Origin of the sequence: Micrococcus sp. APC 4021, assembly GCF_030407635.1 — a bacterium.
GTDB lineage: Bacteria > Actinomycetota > Actinomycetes > Actinomycetales > Micrococcaceae > Micrococcus > Micrococcus luteus.
Map to the genome: position 1 here is coordinate 27,858 of NZ_JASDCZ010000002.1, position 19,041 is coordinate 46,898.

The 19,041-nt window shown below is 74.6% G+C and carries 20 protein-coding genes, 1 tRNA gene and 1 pseudogene; 6 read left to right on the top strand and 16 right to left on the bottom strand.

The window, feature by feature from the left end; genetic code table 11:
* Nucleotides 1-56: 56 nt before the first annotated feature.
* From QL983_RS00455 to QL983_RS00465, 3 genes are all read right to left on the bottom strand, one after another.
* Nucleotides 57-130, bottom strand: a tRNA-Val gene (locus QL983_RS00455).
* Nucleotides 131-145: 15 nt separating this feature from the next.
* Nucleotides 146-652: a redoxin domain-containing protein gene (locus QL983_RS00460; RefSeq protein ID WP_060974032.1), complete on the bottom strand. Its 507-nt coding sequence runs from the start codon at nucleotides 650-652 to the stop codon at nucleotides 146-148.
* Nucleotides 645-1,076, bottom strand: coding sequence for a DUF3052 domain-containing protein (locus QL983_RS00465; RefSeq protein WP_049159217.1), 432 nt, complete (start codon nucleotides 1,074-1,076; stop codon nucleotides 645-647). Before QL983_RS00465 ends, QL983_RS00460 begins: the two co-directional genes overlap by 8 nt.
* A gap of 254 nt (nucleotides 1,077-1,330) precedes the next feature.
* Between QL983_RS00465 and aceE the strand changes: the two genes are divergently transcribed.
* The 6 genes from aceE to fabF all read left to right on the top strand — a co-directional run bounded on the left by aceE (nucleotide 1,331) and on the right by fabF (nucleotide 9,249).
* A complete protein-coding gene (gene aceE, locus QL983_RS00470; RefSeq protein ID WP_185194697.1) occupies nucleotides 1,331-4,081 on the top strand; it encodes a pyruvate dehydrogenase (acetyl-transferring), homodimeric type in 2,751 nt (916 codons plus the stop codon).
* Nucleotides 4,082-4,205: 124 nt separating this feature from the next.
* A complete protein-coding gene (locus tag QL983_RS00475; protein ID WP_060974030.1) occupies nucleotides 4,206-5,408 on the top strand; it encodes a PucR family transcriptional regulator in 1,203 nt (400 codons plus the stop codon).
* Between the two features lie 104 nt (nucleotides 5,409-5,512).
* Nucleotides 5,513-6,436 carry an ACP S-malonyltransferase gene (locus tag QL983_RS00480; protein WP_036340154.1) on the top strand — a complete coding sequence of 308 codons (924 nt, stop codon included), beginning with the start codon at nucleotides 5,513-5,515 and terminating at the stop codon, nucleotides 6,434-6,436.
* Between the two features lie 32 nt (nucleotides 6,437-6,468).
* Nucleotides 6,469-7,521, top strand: a complete 1,053-nt coding sequence (locus QL983_RS00485; protein ID WP_060974029.1) for a beta-ketoacyl-ACP synthase III — start codon at nucleotides 6,469-6,471, stop codon at nucleotides 7,519-7,521.
* Between the two features lie 61 nt (nucleotides 7,522-7,582).
* Nucleotides 7,583-7,828: an acyl carrier protein gene (locus tag QL983_RS00490; protein WP_010078906.1), complete on the top strand. Its 246-nt coding sequence runs from the start codon at nucleotides 7,583-7,585 to the stop codon at nucleotides 7,826-7,828.
* 176 nt (nucleotides 7,829-8,004) lie between these two features.
* Entirely contained in the window at nucleotides 8,005-9,249 is a 1,245-nt protein-coding gene (fabF, locus tag QL983_RS00495; protein ID WP_020624512.1) for a beta-ketoacyl-ACP synthase II, read from the top strand.
* 28 nt (nucleotides 9,250-9,277) lie between these two features.
* On the opposite strand, the gene QL983_RS00500 is transcribed toward fabF, so the two are convergent.
* From QL983_RS00500 to QL983_RS00560, 13 genes and pseudogenes are all read right to left on the bottom strand, one after another.
* Nucleotides 9,278-9,781, bottom strand: coding sequence for a DUF3145 domain-containing protein (locus QL983_RS00500; RefSeq protein ID WP_020624513.1), 504 nt, complete (start codon nucleotides 9,779-9,781; stop codon nucleotides 9,278-9,280).
* A 170-nt stretch (nucleotides 9,782-9,951) separates the two neighbouring features.
* On the bottom strand, nucleotides 9,952-10,992 hold the full coding sequence (locus QL983_RS00505) for a tyrosine recombinase XerC (protein ID WP_020624514.1): 1,041 nt from the start codon (nucleotides 10,990-10,992) through the stop codon (nucleotides 9,952-9,954).
* Between the two features lie 43 nt (nucleotides 10,993-11,035).
* Entirely contained in the window at nucleotides 11,036-12,310 is a 1,275-nt protein-coding gene (locus QL983_RS00510) for a DNA-processing protein DprA (RefSeq protein ID WP_020624515.1), read from the bottom strand.
* On the bottom strand, nucleotides 12,307-13,911 hold the full coding sequence (locus QL983_RS00515; protein ID WP_206482145.1) for a YifB family Mg chelatase-like AAA ATPase: 1,605 nt from the start codon (nucleotides 13,909-13,911) through the stop codon (nucleotides 12,307-12,309). The genes QL983_RS00510 and QL983_RS00515 overlap by 4 nt, the downstream gene beginning before the upstream one ends.
* The gene (locus tag QL983_RS00520; protein ID WP_036312824.1) at nucleotides 13,908-14,327 is read right to left on the bottom strand and encodes a YraN family protein; all 420 of its coding nucleotides are present in this window, start codon (nucleotides 14,325-14,327) and stop codon (nucleotides 13,908-13,910) included. Before QL983_RS00520 ends, QL983_RS00515 begins: the two co-directional genes overlap by 4 nt.
* Nucleotides 14,328-14,461: 134 nt before the next feature.
* The gene (locus QL983_RS00525; RefSeq protein WP_002853817.1) at nucleotides 14,462-14,785 is read right to left on the bottom strand and encodes a DUF2469 domain-containing protein; all 324 of its coding nucleotides are present in this window, start codon (nucleotides 14,783-14,785) and stop codon (nucleotides 14,462-14,464) included.
* A gap of 116 nt (nucleotides 14,786-14,901) precedes the next feature.
* Nucleotides 14,902-15,654 carry a ribonuclease HII gene (locus tag QL983_RS00530; RefSeq protein ID WP_036312829.1) on the bottom strand — a complete coding sequence of 251 codons (753 nt, stop codon included), beginning with the start codon at nucleotides 15,652-15,654 and terminating at the stop codon, nucleotides 14,902-14,904.
* A complete protein-coding gene (gene lepB, locus QL983_RS00535) occupies nucleotides 15,651-16,250 on the bottom strand; it encodes a signal peptidase I (RefSeq protein ID WP_036312832.1) in 600 nt (199 codons plus the stop codon). The genes QL983_RS00530 and lepB (QL983_RS00535) overlap by 4 nt, the downstream gene beginning before the upstream one ends.
* Nucleotides 16,247-16,990 (bottom strand): signal peptidase I, encoded by a 744-nt coding sequence (gene lepB / locus QL983_RS00540; protein ID WP_036312835.1) that lies wholly within the window; start codon nucleotides 16,988-16,990, stop codon nucleotides 16,247-16,249. The genes lepB (QL983_RS00535) and lepB (QL983_RS00540) overlap by 4 nt, the downstream gene beginning before the upstream one ends.
* A gap of 36 nt (nucleotides 16,991-17,026) precedes the next feature.
* Nucleotides 17,027-17,380: a 50S ribosomal protein L19 gene (gene rplS / locus QL983_RS00545; RefSeq protein WP_002853821.1), complete on the bottom strand. Its 354-nt coding sequence runs from the start codon at nucleotides 17,378-17,380 to the stop codon at nucleotides 17,027-17,029.
* A 248-nt stretch (nucleotides 17,381-17,628) separates the two neighbouring features.
* Complete coding sequence (gene trmD / locus QL983_RS00550) at nucleotides 17,629-18,375, bottom strand: tRNA (guanosine(37)-N1)-methyltransferase TrmD (protein WP_036312840.1); 747 nt, start codon at nucleotides 18,373-18,375, stop codon at nucleotides 17,629-17,631.
* A 3-nt stretch (nucleotides 18,376-18,378) separates the two neighbouring features.
* Nucleotides 18,379-18,768 (bottom strand): annotated as a pseudogene (gene rimM / locus QL983_RS00555) (ribosome maturation factor RimM); the annotation flags it as partial.
* A 31-nt stretch (nucleotides 18,769-18,799) separates the two neighbouring features.
* The gene (locus tag QL983_RS00560) at nucleotides 18,800-19,039 is read right to left on the bottom strand and encodes an RNA-binding protein (RefSeq protein WP_029248213.1); all 240 of its coding nucleotides are present in this window, start codon (nucleotides 19,037-19,039) and stop codon (nucleotides 18,800-18,802) included.
* Nucleotides 19,040-19,041 lie beyond the last annotated feature (2 nt).

Here is a 19,041-nt window from a genome sequence, read left to right on the forward strand (position 1 = left end):
CGGGCCAGCGACATGACGGGTCAGGTCGTCACGCCATGTCACGGCCCCGCGATCGGTGCACCCGGAGGGACTCGAACCCCCGACCCTCTCGGTGTAAACGAGATGCTCTGACCGACTGAGCTACAGGTGCCGGTGTCCGTCCAGGCTACCGGTCCACGAGCAGGTCGCGCGTCGCGGCCTCGTGCTCACCCCGGGTGCGTGCCTGCCCCGGGGCGGCGACCACGCGCGCGGCCTCGACCCCGTCCGCGTCGAGCAGCACGGAGACGCGGCGGGGCCGCCCGGTCTCCGCGTCGAAGACGTCGAGGGCACGGCAGGCCGCGCCGTGGGGCCAGAAGTCGGAGAGCAGGGTGAGCGGCTCCGGCAGCGCCAGCTCCTCGCGGACGCGGCGCAGCACGGGGGCGGCGTCACAGGAGACCACGCGGACAGCCACCTCGTCGACCGCCACGTCCTCGGCGAGCGCCCCGATCCAGCCGAGCTCGTCCGTGCACACCGGCGTGAACGCCCCGGGCAGGAAGACGAGCCACGTGCCCCGCGGCGCGGCCGCGTCCTCGGGCCCGCGCGTCGGCGGCCACGGCCACCTCTGGCCGTGGTCGTCGCGCAGCGCGGGGACGACGTCGGCGCCCCGCGTCCCGCCGGACGGGGGCTCAGCCACCGCGCTTCTGGACGAGCTTCTGAGCGGCCCAGTCCTCGGAGGCACCGGCCCCGGTGGTGGCGTGCAGGCCTGCGGTGGAGGCGGCCTCGGCGACGTCCGCCGGGCTGACGTGGCCGGGGCGCCCCTTGCGGGGGGTCATGATCCAGACGGGGCCGGCATCGAGGGACCGCTGGGCGTCCACGAGGGCGTCCACGAGATCCATGACGTCGCCGTCGTCCGCGCGCCACCAGAAGAGGACGGCGTCCGCCGGCTCCTGATCCTCCTCGGTCAGCAGCTCCTCGCCGAGCGCGTCCTCGAGCGCGTCACGGAAGGTGAAGTCGACGTCGTCGTCGTACCCCCACTCCTGCACCAGGTCGCCCCTCGAGAGGGCGAGCTCCGCCAGCAGGGCGCTGTCCGTCGAGGTCGGCGTCGACCCAGCCTGCATAGTGTCCGGTCCTCCTTGATGGTGGCGGGCACTGCGGCCCGCGCCGTCGAGCGGGTGATGATGACCACCATACGCCGTGGACGCCGCCGTTCCGGGGCCTCCGGCCGGGCGGACGCGACGGCTCCGGTCTACTCTGGGGAGGAACAGACGCACTCTCCGGGCGACGCGCCCGGCTCGGCGTCGCGGGCCCGGACCGGATCGTCTGCCCGCAGCCCACCGCGGAGCACCCCTCCGCACGAGAACCAGGAGGCACCGTGAGCGCAGCCGAAGAGAGCTCGCAGATCCGCAGCGGTCTGACCGACCAGCTCCCGGACAAGGATCCCCAGGAGACGTCGGAGTGGATCGAGTCCCTCGACGGACTCATCGAGGAGCGCGGCACGGAGCGGGCGCAGTACATCATGCGCTCCCTCATGCAGCGCGCGAGCGCCCAGTCCGTCGCCCTGCCCTACGTGACCACCACGGACTACGTGAACACGATCCCGGCGGACCAGGAGCCGGAGTATCCGGGTGACGAGGAGCTCGAGCGCCGCTACCGCAACTACCTGCGGTGGAACGCCATGGCCCTCGTGCAGCGCGCCCAGCGCGACGCCGTCGGCGTCGGCGGCCACATCTCCTCCTACGCGGGCCAGGCGACCCTCTACGAGGTGGGCCTGAACCACTTCTTCCGCGGCCAGGACCACCCGGGCGGCGGCGACCACATCTTCTTCCAGGGCCACTCCTCGCCGGGCAACTACGCCCGCGCGTTCCTCGAGGGCCGCCTGACCGAGCAGGACCTCGACGGCTTCCGCCAGGAGAAGTCCCGCCAGGGCCACGCACTGCCCTCCTATCCGCACCCGCGGATGATGCCGCACTTCTGGCAGTACCCCACCGTGTCCATGGGCCTGGGGCCGATGAACGCCATCTTCCAGGCGCAGACCAACCGGTACCTGCACAACAACGGCATCAAGGACACCTCCGACCAGCACGTGTGGGCCTTCCTCGGCGACGGCGAGATGGACGAGCCCGAGTCGCGCGGTCAGCTGCACGTCGCGGCCAACGACAAGCTCGACAACCTCACCTTCGTGATCAACTGCAACCTGCAGCGTCTCGACGGGCCGGTGCGCGGCAACGGCAAGATCGTCCAGGAGCTGGAGTCCTACTTCCGGGGCGCCGGCTGGAACGTCATCAAGGTCCTGTGGGGCCGCGAGTGGGATCCGCTGCTCGAGGCCGACGACGAGGGCGAGCTCGTGCGCATCATGAACGAGACGCTCGACGGCGACTACCAGACCTACAAGGCCGAGTCCGGCGGCTTCGTGCGCGACCACTTCTTCGGCCGGTCCTCCGTCACCAAGGAGATGGTGGCGGACATGACCGACGACGAGATCTGGGGCCTCAAGCGCGGCGGCCACGACTACAAGAAGGTCTACGCCGCCTACAAGGCCGCCATGGAGCACAAGGGCCAGCCCACCGTGATCCTGGCCCACACCATCAAGGGCTACGGCCTGGGCAAGTCCTTCGAGGGCCGCAACGCCACGCACCAGATGAAGAAGCTGACGGTGGACGACCTCAAGGTGTTCCGGGACCGCCACCGCATCCCGATCTCGGACGAGCAGATCGAGAAGGACCCGTACAACATCCCGTACTACCACCCGGGCGCCGACGCCCCGGAGATCACGTACATGATGGAGCGGCGCAAGGAGCTGGGCGGCTTCGTGCCGGAGCGGCGCAGCGACTTCCACGCGATCCCGCTGCCCCCGGAGTCCGCGTACAAGCAGGCCCGCAAGGGATCGGGCAAGCAGCAGGCCGCCACGACCATGGCGTTCGTGCGCCTGCTCAAGGACCTGATGCGGGACAAGAACATGGGACCGCGCTTCGTGCCGATCATCCCGGACGAGGCCCGCACCTTCGGCATGGACTCGTTCTTCCCGACCGCGAAGATCTACAACCCCAAGGGCCAGAACTACCTGTCCGTGGATCGGGACCTGTTCCTGTCCTACAAGGAGTCCCCGCAGGGGAAGATCTACCACGTCGGCATCAACGAGGACGGCGCCACCGCGGCGTTCAACGCGATCGGCACGGCGTACTCCACGCACGGCGAGCCGATGATCCCGGTGTACATCTTCTACTCGATGTTCGGCTTCCAGCGGACCGCGGACAACATCTGGGCCGCAGGCGACCAGCTCGCGCGCGGCTTCATGATCGGCGCCACCGCCGGGCGCACCACCCTCGCCGGCGAGGGCACGCAGCACATGGACGGTCACTCCCCCGTCCTGGCGTCCACGAACCCGGCCGTGAAGCACTACGACCCGGCGTACTCGTACGAGATCGCCCACATCGTGCGCCAGGGCCTGGAGGACATGTACGGCGACCACGACCGCGGGGACGACGTCCGCAACGTCATCTACTACCTCACGGTGTACAACGAGCCGATCACCCACATCGAGGAGCCCGAGGGCCTCGACGTGGAGGGCCTGCTCAAGGGCATTTACCGTCTCTCCGAGGGCCAGGGCGACGGCCCGAAGGTCCAGCTCCTGGGCTCCGGCGTCTCCGTGCCGTGGGCGCTCGACGCCCAGCGGATCCTCTCCGAGGAGTGGGGCGTGAACGCCTCCGTGTGGTCGGTAACCTCCTACAACGAGCTGTACCGCGACGCCGTCGCGGCGGAGAAGGACGCCCTGAAGGACCCGTCCGCCACCCCGCGCGTGCCCTACGTGACGCAGGCGCTGCAGGGGGCCGAGGGCCCGATCGTGGCCACCTCGGACTACTCCACCTCGTGGACGAACCAGATCCGCCCGTTCGTGCCGAACCGCTTCTCGGCGCTCGGCGCCGACGAGTTCGGCTTCGCGGACACCCGCGCCGCCGCCCGTCGGTACTTCCTCATCGACACTCACTCGATGGTGGTCCGCGCGCTGCAGCTCCTCGAGGAGGAGGGCGAGGTCGAGCGGGGCACGGCCGCGAAGGCGCACGAGAAGTACCGCCTGGACGACGTCAACGCCGGCACCACCGGCATCGCGGGCGGCGACGCCTGACCCGCATGCCGCGGGGAGGCCGACGCCCTCCCGTCCCGACGCCGGCCGCTCGCCTCCGCCAGGGAGGCGAGCGGCCGGCGTCGTCGCTGTAGGAACCCCACAACACGCGCCTAGGATGAAGCGCATGCCCGAGCCCCGCCCCGCCGCCCCTCGCCCCGTGAGCACCGACGGGCTGGCCCGCCTCAGGAGCCACCTGGGGGCCCTGAACACGGCGGTGCTGCAGCGGCTGGACGCCACCCTGCCCTGGTACCGCCGACTCACCCCGGACGAGCGCAGCGCCCTCGGGCTCGTGGCCCAGCGCGCCCTGCAGGGCTTCCTCACGTGGTTCGAGCGGCCCACCTCCACGGGCCACGTCCTGCAGGACGTCTTCGGGCCCGCGCCCACCGATCTCACCCGGGCGATCTCGCTGCAGCGGGCCCTCCAGCTCATCCGGACGATGGTGGACGTCGTCGAGACGCGGGTGCCGGAGCTGCTGGCCGAGCGCGACCAGGCGCCCGTCCGCGAGCACATCCTCCACTACTCGCGCGAGGTCGCGTTCGCGCTCGCAGACGTGTACGCCCGGGCCGCGGAGATGCGCGGAGCGATGGACTCGCGGCTCGAGTCGGTCCTGCTGGACGCGGTGCTGCGCGGGCAGGACCCGGACGAGATCCGGCACCGGGCCACCGCGCTGGGCTGGCGTGGGGACCACGACGTGATGGTCATGGCGGGTCTCGCCCCGGGGCAGGACAAGCCCGCGTTCATCCCGGACCTGCGGCGGGCCGCGGCGAGGCTCGACTGCGACCTGCTCGTGGGCGTGCAGTCCGAACGGCTCGTCCTCGTGGTCGGCTCGGTGCGGGACGCGCGGGCGGTGGGCGAGGCGCTCGCGCCCTGGTTCGCGCCGGGACCGGTGATCGTGGGACCCGTCGTGGACTCGCTGGTCTCGGCGCACGTCTCGGCGCGGCACACCCTCGCCGGGCTCAGCGCCGCGGCCGCCCACCCCCGGGCGAGCCGGCCCACCCCGGCGGAGGACCTGCTGCCCGAGCGGGCGCTGCTGGGCGACCCCACGGCCCGGGAGGCCCTCGTGGACGGGGTGTTCACGCCCCTGGCCGACGCCGGCACCTCCCTGCTGGAGACCGTGGACGCGTACGGCGCGCTGGGCCACTCGCTCGAGGGCACGGCCCGCGAGCTGTTCGTCCACGCGAACACCGTGCGGTACCGCCTCAAGCGGGTGGCCGAGGTGACCGGCTGGGACCCGCTGGTCCCTCGCGACGCGTACGTCCTGCAGACCGCGATCACCCTGGGCCGGCTCGCGGGGGCGCGGCCGACGACCGGGACAGGCTCGGACTGAGCCGGGGCGGCGCCCCCCCACTTGTAGAAACCCTCCAAACCCACTCGCCGTGCTTCGTGGCGCGATCTGCCCGGGCTGGCGGCCGATCCTGACACGATGGAGCAATGCTTGCCATCGTGTGCCCCGGACAGGGGTCCCAGACGCCCGGCTTCCTCGCCCCCTGGCTCGAGCTGGACGGGACCCGCGACCTGCTCGCATCCCTCTCCGACGCCGCGGGCGTGGACCTGATCCGCCACGGCACTGAGTCGGACGAGGAGACCATCAAGGACACCGCCGTCGCCCAGCCGCTGATCGTGGCGGCCGGCCTCGTGGCCGCCGCGGCCCTCGAGGCGGATGCCGCCGCACCGGAGTCGACCGTCGTGGCCGGCCACTCCGTGGGCGAGATCACCGCGGCCGCCGTCACCGGCGTGCTGTCCCCCGCCGAGGCCCTCTCCCTGGTGCGCGTGCGCGCCACCGGCATGGCCCGGGCCGCCGCGGCCACGCCCACGGGCATGGCCGCCGTCGTGGGCGGGGACCAGGACGAGGTCCTCGCGGCCATCGAGGCGGCGGGCCTGACGCCCGCCAATGTCAACGGCGCCGGCCAGATCGTCGCCGCCGGCCCAGCGGAGGCCCTCGGCGCGCTCGCCGGGTCCGCCCCCGCCCGCGCCCGCGTGATCCCGCTCAAGGTGGCCGGTGCGTTCCACACGGAGCACATGCGCCCCGCCGTGGACGACCTCGCGACCCACGTCGCCGGCCTCTCCCCCTCGGACCCGCGCCTGCCCCTGCTGTCCAACCGGGACGGCGAGACCGTCGAGTCCGGCACGGACGTGCTCGCCCGGATCGTGGACCAGGTCACCCGCCCGGTCCGCTGGGACCTGTGCATGGCGACCATGGCCGCGCGGCAGGTCACGGGGGTCCTGGAGCTGCTGCCCGGTGGCACACTGACCGGACTGGCCAAGCGCGGCCTCAAGGGCACAGCGCAGCTCGCCGTGAAGACCCCCGAGGACCTGGACGCCGCGCGGGCGTTCCTGGCCGAGCACTCGGCCTGAACCCCGCGCACCGCCCGGCAGAGAGAGGCACCATGACCGTCACCCTGAAGCAGCACGAGCGCCCCGCGGCCAGCCGCATCGTGGCCGTGGGCGCCTACCACCCGGCGAACCTGGTCCCGAACGAGGACCTCATCGGCCCCATCGACTCGTCGGACGAGTGGATCCGCCAGCGCACCGGCATCGTCACGCGCCAGCGCGCCACGGCGGAGGAGACCGTGCCCGTCATGGCCGTGGGCGCCGCCCGGGAGGCCCTCGAGCGGGCCGGCCTGCAGGGCTCGGACCTGGACGCCGTGATCGTCTCGACCGTCACCTTCCCGCACGCCACCCCCTCGGCCGCGGCCCTCGTGGCGCACGAGATCGGCGCCACCCCGGCGCCCGCCTACGACGTCTCCGCCGCGTGCGCCGGCTACTGCTACGGCGTGGCCCAGGCCGACGCGCTCGTGCGCTCCGGCACCGCGCGGCACGTGCTCGTGGTCGGCGTCGAGCGCCTCTCCGACGTCGTGGATCCCACGGACCGTTCCATCTCCTTCCTGCTGGGCGACGGCGCGGGCGCCGTGATCGTGTCGGCCGCGGACGAGCCGGGCATCTCCCCCTCGGTGTGGGGTTCGGACGGGGAGCGCTGGTCCACGATCTCCATGACGCACTCGCAGCTGGAGCTGCGCGATGCCGTGGAGCACGCCCGCACCACGGGCGACGCCTCGGCGATCACCGGCGCGGAGGGGATGCTCTGGCCCACGCTGCGCCAGGACGGGCCCTCCGTCTTCCGCTGGGCCGTGTGGTCGATGGCGAAGGTGGCCCGCGAGGCCCTCGACGCCGCGGGCGTGGAGCCCGAGGACCTCGCCGCGTTCATCCCGCACCAGGCCAACATGCGGATCATCGACGAGTTCGCCAAGCAGCTGAAGCTGCCGGAGTCCGTCGTCGTGGCCCGGGACATCGCGGACGCCGGCAACACGTCGGCCGCGTCCATCCCGCTGGCCATGCACCGTCTGCTGGAGGAGAACCCCGAGCTCTCCGGCGGCCTGGCCCTGCAGATCGGCTTCGGCGCCGGGCTGGTCTACGGCGCCCAGGTGGTCCGCCTCCCCTGAGGCGGCGCCGTCTGATTCACTGTCCACGTACACCTCACACCCCTACCGAAGGAGACGCCCCATGGCTTCCAAGGAAGAGATCCTCGCCGGCCTCGCCGAGATCGTGAACGAGGAGACCGGTCTCGACACCGCCGAGGTGCAGCCGGAGAAGTCCTTCACGGACGATCTGGACATCGACTCGATCTCGATGATGACCATCGTGGTCAACGCCGAGGACAAGTTCGGCGTGAAGATCCCGGACGAGGAGGTCAAGAACCTCAAGACCGTCCAGGACGCCGTCGACTTCATCGACGGCGCCCAGGCCTGATCGGCCCACGACGGCGGCGGGCCCGGCCCGCCCCGTCCCCTCGGTGAGCGCCGGGGGCGCGTGAGCGCCCCCGGCGCCCGACACCCTCGACTTCCGGCACCCCGGCGCGCGCCGCGCGTCGTGCCGACGACACCCCTCCGCCCGATCCCCACTCGAGACCCAGAGGCAGCAGACCCATGACCCGCACCGCAGTGATCACCGGCCTCGGCGCCACCACGCCCATCGGCGGCGACGTGCCCACCTTCTGGTCCCACGCCCTGCAGGGCGTCTCCGGTGCGCGCACCATGGAGCACGACTGGGTGGAGAAGTACGAGCTGCCCGTCACCTTCGCGGCCGAGCTGACCGTGCCCACCTCCGAGGTCCTCTCCAAGGTGGAGCAGAAGCGCCAGGACCCGGCCACCCAGATGGCGACCGTCGCCGCGCGCGAGGCCTGGAAGGACGCCGGCCTCGAGGGCGCGGAGGTCGACGGCGACCGGCTCGCCGTGGCCTTCGGCACCGGCATCGGCGGCGTGTGGACCCTCCTGGACGGCTGGGACACCCTGCGCGAGCGCGGCCCGCGCCGCGTGCTGCCCATGACCGTCCCGATGCTCATGCCCAACGGCGCCGCCGGCGCGCTCTCCCTCGAGTTCGGCGCCCGCGCCGGCGCCCGCACCGTGGTGTCCGCGTGCGCCGCCGGCACCGAGGCGCTCGAGACCGCGCTGCTGCTCATCCGCTCCGGCCAGGCCGACGTCGTGATCTGCGGCGCCGCCGAGGCCGCCGTGCACCCGCTGCCGATGGCCGCGTTCGCCGCGATGCAGGCGCTGTCCAAGCGCAACGACGACCCGCAGGCCGCGTCCCGCCCCTACGACGTGGACCGCGACGGCTTCGTTCTCGGCGAGGGCGCCGGCGTCATGGTGATCGAGTCGGAGGAGCACGCGAAGACCCGCGGCGCCCGCGTGTACGCCGAGCTGGCCGGCGCGGGCGTCAGCTCCGACTCCCACCACATCACCGCGCCCGAGCCCGAGGGCCTGGGCGCGACCCGTGCGATGCGCGCCGCCCTGAGGTCGGCCGACATCACCCCCGAGGACGTGTGCCACGTGAACGCCCACGCGACGTCCACACCCAAGGGCGACGCCCCGGAGTACCTGGCCATGCGGGCCGTGTTCGGCGACCACCTGGACCAGGTGCAGGTCTCGGCCACGAAGTCCCAGACCGGCCACCTGCTGGGCGCCTCAGGCGCGATCGAGTCGATCCTGTCCGTGCTCGCCGTGCACCACGGCCAGGCGCCCGTGACCATCAACCTGGACCACCAGGACCCGGAGATCCCGCTGAACGTGGTCACCGGCTCCCCCGCCCGCCTGCCCGAGGGGCCGCGCGTGGCCGTGAAGAACTCGTTCGGGTTCGGCGGCCACAACGCGGTGGCCGTGTTCCGCAGCGTCTGAGCCGGAGCGCCGCCGGCCGGGCGAAGGCTCAGACAGCGCGGTGCAGCCAGCGCACGTTGGCGTGGGCGGCGGCCAGCCGGAACGGCTCGAGCTCGTCGTCCCAGGCCTCGCCGAGCGCGAGGGAGAGTTCGTGCATCAGCACGCTGGGGTCGCCCGCGCCGGCCTCGTAGGCGTACCGGATGCGGTCCTCGGAGACCATGATGTTGCCGGAGACGTCCGTGGTGGCATGGAAGATGCCGAGGTCCGGGGTGTGGGACCAGCGCGAGCCGTCGACCCCGGCGGACGGCTCCTCCGTGATCTCGAAGCGCAGGTGCGGCCAGCCACGCAGGGCGGAGGCCAGACGCGCGCCAGTGCCGGCGGGCGCCGTCCAGTGCACCTCGGCGCGGTGCTGGCCGGGCGCGACCGGCTGACCCTCCCACTCCACCGAGGTCGCGGGGCCGAGCACGGAGCTCAGCGCCCACTCCACGTGGGGGCAGAGGGCGGTGGGGGCGGAGAGGATGTGGACCACGCCGCGGGTTTGGGTGCTGGTCATGGATGCCTCCGGGGGTGCGATGCGGTGCGTCTTCCCCTACGACCACGTCGCGGCTCCGGTGGATCCTGGGGCCATTGTGCACCAGGGATGCCGGGCCGGCAACGAGGCGGTGCGCCGCCGCGCGTGTCGCGGTGGCGCAGTGGAGGGGCCGGGGGCGCTCCGGGGAGGCGTCAGGCGCGTGGGTGGGCCTGCCGGTAGCCCTCGCGGAGGCGATCGATCGAGACGTGCGTGTAGACCTGCGTGGTGCGCAGGGATGCATGGCCCAGCAGCTCCTGCACGCTGCGCAGGTCGGCGCCGCCGTCGAGGAGGTGGGTCGCGGCCGTGTGGCGCAGCGCGTGCGGCCCGCGGGCCGCGGTGTCCCCCAGGCCCTCGAGCGCCCGGTCGACGACGGTGCGCGCCTGGCGCACCCCCAGCCGGCCGCCGCGTGCGCCGAGGAAGAGGGCGGGGCCGGAGTCCGGCCGGGCCAGGCGGGGGCGACCGAGCCGCTGCCACGCCTGGAGGGCGCGGCCCGCGGGTGTGCCGTAGGGGACGGTGCGCTGCCGGTCTCCCTTGCCGGTCAGCCGGACGACGCCGCGGCCGGCCTCGAGGTCGTCCACGTCCAGGGCGGAGAGTTCGGCCACCCGGGCGCCCGTGGCGTAGAGCAGCTCGAGCAGGGCGGCGTCCCGCAGGGCCAGCGCGTGGGCGGCGGGGTCGTCGCCCGCGGCGGCCGCGTCCACACGCTCCTGGGCGGCCGCGAGGAGCCGGGTCGCCTGCTGCTCCTGGAGCACGTGGGGCAGCGTCCCCTCGGGCCGGGGCGAGCGCAGCCGCAGGGCGGGGTCGTCGGAGCGCAGGCCCTCGCGGCGCAGCCAGGCCGTGAAGGTGCGGACGGCGGCCACCCGGCGGGCCAGGGTCGCGCGGGCGAGGCCGGACCCGCTCATGTCCGCCAACCAGCCGCGCAGGTCCTCGATGTCCAGCTCGGGGAGGACGTCCGGTGCGCTGGGCCCGTGGCGAGCGGGAGCATCGTCGTCCACGGGGGGCGTCCCCGCGGTGGCGGCTGTGCCGGCGACGTAGTCGATGAGGGAATGCAGATCGGCGAGGTACGCGCGCACGGTCTGGGGGCTGCGGTTCCGCTCGTGGCGCAGGTGCTCCTCGAACGCCTCGAGCCAGGCCGTGTCCCGGGGCGAGGGGGCGCGCGGGGCCGGGGCGGGACGGACGGAGGACGACGGGGCCATCCCCCCACTCTGCCATCCGCGCCCCGGGCGACGCGGCCGGAGGTCATGCGCGCCGCCACCGGTCCTCGACCCGTTCGGCCAGGCCCGCCCGCTGCAGCCGGGACAGACAGGCCAGGACGGTGGGCAGCGCGAGCCCGGCGCTGACGGTGATCCGGTCGACGGGCACCGCCTGGCGCAGGGGCAGCGCCTCGTGGACGAGGGCCTCCTCCATCGTGAGCCCGTCGGTGGGCCGCGCGGCAGGCTCGGGAGCTGCCCGGGTGGACGACGGCCCACCCGCGCCGCCGCTCCGGGCGGGCCCCTGACCGAGCAGGGCAAGGGCCTCCTGCTCGGTGGTGACGAGACGGGCGGGGCTCTCCTGCAGCAGACGGTGGCAGCCGGCGGAGCTGGGCGAGGTCACGGGGCCGGGGACGACGCCCACCTCGCGGCCGAGGCCGAACGCGTGGCCCGCCGTGTTCTGCGCTCCCGACCGCCAGCGCGCCTCGACCACCAGCACGGCCCCCGCGAGCGCGGCGATGACTCGGTTGCGCTGCAGAAACCGGTAGCGCGTGGGGCTCGCCCCGGGCGGCATCTCGGACACGAGCAGCCCGGCGGCCATCACCGCGCGGAGCAGGTCCTCGTGGCCGGCCGGGTAGAACCGGTCGAGGCCGCCGGCCAGCACCGCCACCGTGGGCGGGACGCCGTCGCGATCCGCCGCGTCTCCCGGTGCGGCGAGCGCCTGCAGCGCGGCCCGGTGGGCGGCGCCGTCGATGCCGTACGCGCCGCCGGAGATCACGCACGCGCCCTGCTGGACGGCGTGGGCGGCACAGCGGGCGGTCACCGTCCGCCCGTACGCGGTCGCCTCCCGGCTGCCGACGACGGCGAGCATCCGGTCCGCGGGAGGCAGCGTTCCGGAGCCGCGGAACCACAGGCCCAGAGGCGCCTCCTCGCCCAGGTCCGCCAGGGCGGCGGGCCAGGCGTCGTCCTCGGGGATCAGCAGGCCTCCCCCGAGCCGGTGCAGAGTCACGAGGTCGCGCTCCGGCTCCAGTCGGGCGGCCCGGGGCGCCCAGCGGGCCAGGCCCGCGGCCCAGCGCCGGGGCAGCGTGTCGGGCGTGCCGGCGTGATCGGCGAGCAGATCGCGTTCGGCGGGCTGGATCGTCTCCCGGCCCGTGAGCAGGGCGAGCGCCCGCTCCGGCCCCAGCGCCGTGACGGTCTGCACCGCGAGCGCGTCCCCGGGCTCGACCAGCCGGGTCAGGGCGGCGCGGGCGAGCCGGGCGGCGTCCGGCCGGCGCGGCCCGGCGACGGGGACGTGGTCTGCCGCCGGGGTGACGTGGGTGGTCATGCGTCCTCCTCGTTCTGGTGGCGCAGCGTGAGTGCCACGTCGGTGTCCTCGGGTGCGGGCCGTTCGGCGCCGCGCAGGTCCGCCAGGGTCCAGGCGAGGCGGAGGACGCGGGCGTGGCCGCGCGCGCTCAGCAGGCCCTGGTCGACGGCGTCGTCCGCGGGCCGGCGGGCCGCCCGGGGCACGGCGTACGGGCCGTGCCGCAGCACCGCGGCGGGGACGTGCGCGTTGCGGCGCAGCCCGGACGGGACGAGCCCGCGCTCTGCGGCGGTGGCCCAGCGTTGGGCCTGGCGGTCGGCGGCCGCGGCGACCCGGGCGGCCACCTGCGAGGTGGTCTCGGAGGCGGGCGCCCCCGTGAGCTGCCGCGCGTCGACGGGCCGCACGGTGACCTGCAGGTCGACACGGTCCAGCAGCGGTCCGGAGAGCCGCTGGGCGTAGCGGCGGCGTTCGGGCACGCTGCACCGGCACTCGACGCCCGTGCCGCCGCCCTTGCCGCACGGGCAGGGGTTGGCGGCCAGCACGAGCTGGAACCGGGCCGGGTAGACGACGGCGCCGAGGGCCCGGTGCAGCAGCACCTCCCCGGACTCGAGGGGCTGGCGCAGCGCCTCGAGGGTGCGTCGTTCGAACTCGGGGGCCTCGTCCAGGAACAGCACGCCGCCGTGGGCGAGGGAGGCCGCTCCCGGCCGGGCGAGGCCGCTGCCGCCGCCCACGAGGGCCGAGCGGGACGCCGAGTGGTGGGGTGCCTCGAACGGCGGGGTCCGGTCGATGTCACCGTCGAACCCCTGGGCCGTCCCGCCCCTGCGCCGGACACGGGCGGCGCCGCCGCGGAGGGAGCGCAGGGCGGCGCACTCGAGCGCGGTGCGCCGGTCCAGGGGCGGCAGGATTCCGGGCAGGCGCTCGGCCAGCATGGTCTTGCCCGCCCCCGGGGCGCCCATGAGCAGCAGGTGGTGGGCGCCGGCGGCTGCGACCTCGAGGGCGAACCGGGCCTCGGCCTGCCCGGCGACCTCGGCGAGGTCGGGCACCGCACGGGCCGGCTCCGGTTCCGGGGCTGTCACCTCCCGTCGGGCCGGGCGGCGGGGCGCCTCTCCGTCCGGTTCCCCGCCGAAGGCGCGGATGACGTCGTGCAGATGGGCGAAGCCGCGGACCTCGGCGCCGGGGACCAGTCGGGCCTCGGCCTCCGCGTCCTCGGCGACGACGATCTCGGAGCACCCCGCGTCGACGGCGGCCATCACCATCGCCACGGTCTCCGGCGAGCGGTGCAGGGCGCCGTCGAGGCCGAGCTCGGCCAGGAACACGGGCCCCTCGACGTTCCGCACCCGCCCGTCCGCGGCGTAGGCCGCCAGGACGATCGCCAGGTCGTGGCAGGCGCCCCGCTTGTGCACCCCCGCCGGCAGCAGGTTCACGGTCAGGTGCCGCCGGGTCAGGGGCAGTCCGGCGTTGCGCGCGGCGGAGCGGATGCGGTCCCGGCTCTCCTGCAGCGCCTGGTCCGGCAGGCCGAGGAGGGTGAACCCGGGCAGGGACTGGGCGATGTCCGCCTCGACGTGCACGACCTCCCCGCGCAGACCCGCCAGCGTGATGGAGCGGGTGCGTCCGATGCCGCTCACGGCCGCACGTCCTGCAGCAGGTCGAAGCGGATCCCTCCCGTGCGCGGCACCAGCACGGCGACGGCGTCGACGCGCCAGGGCGTGCCCCGGCGGTCCGCGGCGTGGGCCCGCACCCACGCCGCGGTGAGGCGGTGCAGCCGGGTGAGCTTGCGCCGGTCGATCGACTCGAACGGGTCGCCGAAGGCCAGGCCCGAGCGGGTCTTCACCTCGACGCCCACCCACCAGCCGGCGTGGTGGGCCACGATGTCCAGCTCTCCGGCCTCGCCCCGCCAGTTGCGGTCGGCGATCACGTAGCCGCGCTCGGCGAGCCAGCGCGCGGCGGCGTCCTCACCGAACCGGCCCAGCGCCGTGTGCGCGCGGCTGGCGCGCCTCTCTCCGGGCGGCTGCGCCCCGATCTGTTCCGCGGTCCCCGTCATCCCGACCACCTCCTGGGCACCAGGGTGGTCCCGGGCGAGGCCGCGGGGTGGGCGGCGGCGGGGATTGTGCGGGGCCGGACGCCTGTGCAGGAGTGGACGTCTGCGTCCCGTCCTCTGGACCGCTCAGGGGTGGGTCAGCTCGGCAGCTGGCCGTCCGGCGGGACCGTCAGGTCCTCGGTGGGCAGCTCCTCGATGTTCACGTCCTTGAAGGTCAGCACCTTCACGCGCTTGATGAACCGCTGCGTGCGGTACACGTCCCACACCCAGGCGTCCTCGAGCAGGATCTCGAAGAACACGTCCCCGTCCGCCTGGCGGGGCGTCAGCCGCACGTCGTTGGCGAGGTAGAAGCGCCGCTCGGTCTCCACGACGTAGCGGAACAGGCCCACCACGTCCCGGTATTCGCGGTAGAGCAGCAGCTCGGCCTCGGCCTCGAAGTCCTCGACGTCGTCTGCGCTCATGACATGCCTCCTCAGTGTTCGCCGCGCACCCGCGACAGTCCGGGCACGCACGGCCTCCATCCTCCCCCGTCCGGGGGTCGCACGTCGAACGGGCGGCCTCGCCCGGCCCCGGGGGCTCAGTCGAACAGCGTGGGCGGCGCCTGCGCGGGCGCGCCCGGCAGCCCGAGGTTCCAGCTGCGCCGGTGCTGCTCGCTCGCCCCGCGCTCGGCCAGGGCGGCCCGGTGCGCGGCTGAGCCGTACCCCTTGTTCCCGGCCCATCCGTACCCCGGGTGCGCCGCGTCGAGGGCGATCATGACGTCGTCGCGGGCCACCTTCGCGGCGATCGACGCGGCCGCCACCGTCGCGCACCGGTCCTCGGCCCGCACCAGCATCGTGGGCTCGGGCGGCAGCGGGCGCGGCGCGGGCGCGGGGCCGGCGTCGGGATCGGAGCGGCTCAGCCAGTCGTCCCGGCCGTCGAGCACGAGGGCGACCGGCTCCTGCCCCACCGCGGCGCACAGCGCCGCCCACGCCCGTCGCCCGGCGAGGCCGAGGGCCGCCGAGATCCCCAGCGCGTCGATCTCCGCGGGGCCGGCCTCGCCCAGCGCCACCCCGGCCGCCCAGTCCTCGATCTGCGGGACCAGGGCGCGCCGGCGTCGGTCCGTGAGCGCCTTGGAGTCGCGCACCGGAGGGATCTGCCCCGCGGCGGGCAGCCACGCGGCGCACACCCCGACGACGACGGGCCCGGCCAGCGCGCCCCGGCCCACCTCGTCCATGCCCGCCACCAGCACCCGGTCCGCTCCCCGCGCGGCGAGGGCCGGCGCGGCCAGCCCCGCCTCGACGTCCAGGCCGGCGCGCACCGTCGGCCGGCCACCGCCCCGGCGGGCGGTCACGTGCGAGCCTCCGGCGCGGGCGCGTCCGGCACGGTGGCGAACGCGTCGGGGTCGGTGCCGGCGCCGCCGATCCGGTCCAGCGGCCAGACCACGAACCGGGCGCGGCCCACCACGTCGTCGAGGGCCACGAACCCGCCCCCGGGCCCGGCGCGGTGCGCGCGGGAGTCCGCCGACGCCGAGCGATGGTCACCGAGCACCCACAGTCGCCCCGCAGGCACGGTCACCTCGAACGCCTCCTGCGCGGGCGTCTCCCCCGGCGCGAGGTACGGCTCCTCCACGGGCACCCCGTTCACGCGCAGCGTCTCCTCGCCGGGTGTCCAGGAGACGATGTCCCCCGGCAGCCCGACGGCCCGCTTGATCACGTGGCCGCCCCCGGGCAGCCAGCCCTTCGTGTCTTCGAACACCACCACGTCACCGCGGCGCACCGGGAACGGATCCGGGGTGAGCAGCGTGGCGACCACGCGGTCGCCGGCCCGCAGCCCGGGCTCCATGGACGAGGACGGGATGGCGTACATGCGCGCCAGGAAGGCCCACGCCAGCACGCAGGCGAGTACGGTCACGGCGGCCGCGATCAGCGCGGTGCGGCGCCCCGTCACGGCGTGTCCCCGGAGGGGGCGTCCATGGTCCCGCGGCGGGACAGGGGCCACACGATCTCCGCGGCCCGGCCCTCGACCCGCTCGAGCGGGATCAGCCCGCCGCCGGGGGCGCCCAGCAGTGCGCGGGAGTCCCGGGAGGCGGCGCGGTGGTCGCCCAGGACGACCATGCGCCCGTCGGGCACCTCGAAGGACCAGGTCCCCGCCGCGGCCGGCTCGTCTGCGGTCACGGGCCTGCCGAGATACGGCTCGTCCAGCGGCTCGCCGTTGCGCAGCAGCCGGCCGTCCGGGGCGCAGCACTCGAGGCGGTCCCCCGGCAGGGCCAGCACGCGCTTGACGAAGACGTCCTCGGCCGCGCCGACGCCCCACCACCGGGCGACGTCCTCGAGGCCGCGCTCGAGCGATCCGGCCGAACGGTACGGCGCCAGGCTGCCGGCGCCGTCGAACACCACCACGTCGCCGTGGTGCAGGCCCTGCCCGCCGGCCGCGGCGGCGTCCACCCGCACGCGGTCGCCGGGCTGCAGGGTCGGCTCCATCGACCCGGAGGGGATGAGGTAGACGGGGCCGGTGAGGGCTCGCAGCACCGCGGCCACCACGACGGCGGCCACCACGGTCAGGCCGAGCCACGCCCACCAGCGGCTCGTGCCGGAGGCGGGGGCCGCCGTCGGGCCCGAGGAGGAGCCGGCCCCGGACGCGACGGAGCCCCGTGACCGGCGGGGGTCACGGGGCTCCGAGGTGCGCATGGGTCGATCACCGGTCGGCGGGGCCGACCGGGATGATCACTTGGCGTCGGCGCGCTTCTCGCGGATGCGGGCGGCCTTGCCGTGGCGGTCGCGCATGTAGTACAGCTTCGCGCGGCGCACGTCGCCCTTGGTGACGACCTCGATCTTGTCGATGACCGGGGAGTGCACCGGGAACACGCGCTCCACGCCGATGCCGAAGGACACCTTGCGGACGCGGAAGGTCTCGCGCACGCCGTAGCCCTGACGGCCCATGACGTAGCCCTGGAACACCTGGACGCGGGCAGTCTTGCCCTCGATGATGTTCACGTGCACCTTGACGGTGTCGCCGGGGGCGAACTCCGGGATGTCGTCGCGCAGCGTCTTCTTGTCGAACGAGTCGAGAATGTGCATGTCGTCTCTCCTGGCGGATGCCACAGGTCAACCGCGTGGTATGCGGGCGCACGGCCCGTCCACGTCCGCATGACGAGGGGGCCGGGTCCCGAGCCGAGGGCCGGGCTCCGCACGTGGGGTGCGGTCCCGGGGTCCGATCCGTTGACGCGCGCCCCCTGTGGCAGGTCGGGCGTCCGGCGGACACGAGGATCCATTATGCCACAGCCGATGACGCCGCGACGCCCCTCCGGCCCGTCGGGCGCGGCGGGTCAGTCCTCGGAGTCGTACGCCGCCCACAGGTCCGGTCGCCGCTCGCGCGTGCGCTCCTCCTGCTGGGCCCGACGCCAGGCCGCGACCTTGCCGTGGTCGCCCGAGAGCAGCACGGGCGGCACCGCACGGCCCCGCCAGTCCGCGGGCTTGGTGTAGACCGGGTACTCCAGCAGGCCGTCCTCGTGGGACTCCTCGACGAGCGAGGCCGGGTTGCCCACGACGCCCGGCACGAGGCGGCCGACGGCCTCGATCATCGCCAGCGCCGCGACCTCGCCGCCGTTGAGCACGTAGTCGCCCAGCGAGACCAGCCGCACCTCGAAGAGCTCCTCGGCCCAGCCGAAGACGCGCTCGTCGATCCCCTCGTAGCGGCCGCACGCGATCGCCACGTGCTCCCGGCCCGCCAGTTCCCGGGCGAACCGCTGGGTGAAGCGCTCCCCCGAGGGCGTCGGCACGAGCAGCACGGGGCGGTCCCCCGGCTCCGCCGACGACGACTCGGCGGGGGCCGGTGACACGGGCCCCTGGGCCGCCACGTGCTCGAGCGCGAGCGCCCACGGCTCCGGTTTCATCACCATGCCGGCGCCGCCGCCGTAGGGCGTGTCGTCCACGGTGCGGTGCCGGTCGACGGTGAAGTCGCGCAGGTCGTGGACGTGCACGTCCACGAGGCCCTCGCGGCGGGCACGGCCCAGCAGCGAGACGTCGAGCACCGCGAGGTACTCGGGGAAGATCGTGACGACGTCGAAGCGCACCGCTCAGTCCTCCGCATCCGCATCGGCGGGCCCGTCTACGGCGCCCTCGTCCTCGCCGGTGGCGAGCTCGAGCAGCCCCGGCGGCGGGGTCAGCACGAGCACGCCGGCCTCGGAGTCGATCTCCGGGACGATCTCCTCGACGAAGGGCACCAGGGCCTCCTCCTCGACGCCGTCCAACGCGACGTGCAGCAGATCCTGGACCGCCCCGGTGGTCAGGGCCGTGACGACGCCGACGCGCTCGCCCTCGACCCGCACCTCGAGGTCCACGAGGTCCTCCTCGTACCACTCGTCGGACTCCTCGGGCACGGCCGGAACGGCGAACAGCTGGGCGCCGCGCAGGGTCTCGGCGACGTTGCGGTCCGGCGACTCCGCGAAGCCGACCACGAGGATCTGCTTGTTCCACCGGGCCGTGCGTCACGGGCCGTCAGGAGCGGCGGTCGGTCTCCACCACGTCCACGCGGACGGGGTGGCCGGCCAGGCCGTCCAGCACGGTGCGCAGCGCGGTGGCGGTGCGACCCTGGCGGCCGATCACGCGACCCAGGTCCTCGGGGGCCACGCGGACCTCCAGCATGTCGCCGCGCCGCTGGGAGCGGGCGTCCACGCGGACCGCCTCGGGCGTGTCCACGATGCCGCGCACCAGGTGCTCGAGGGCCTCGGTCAGCATGG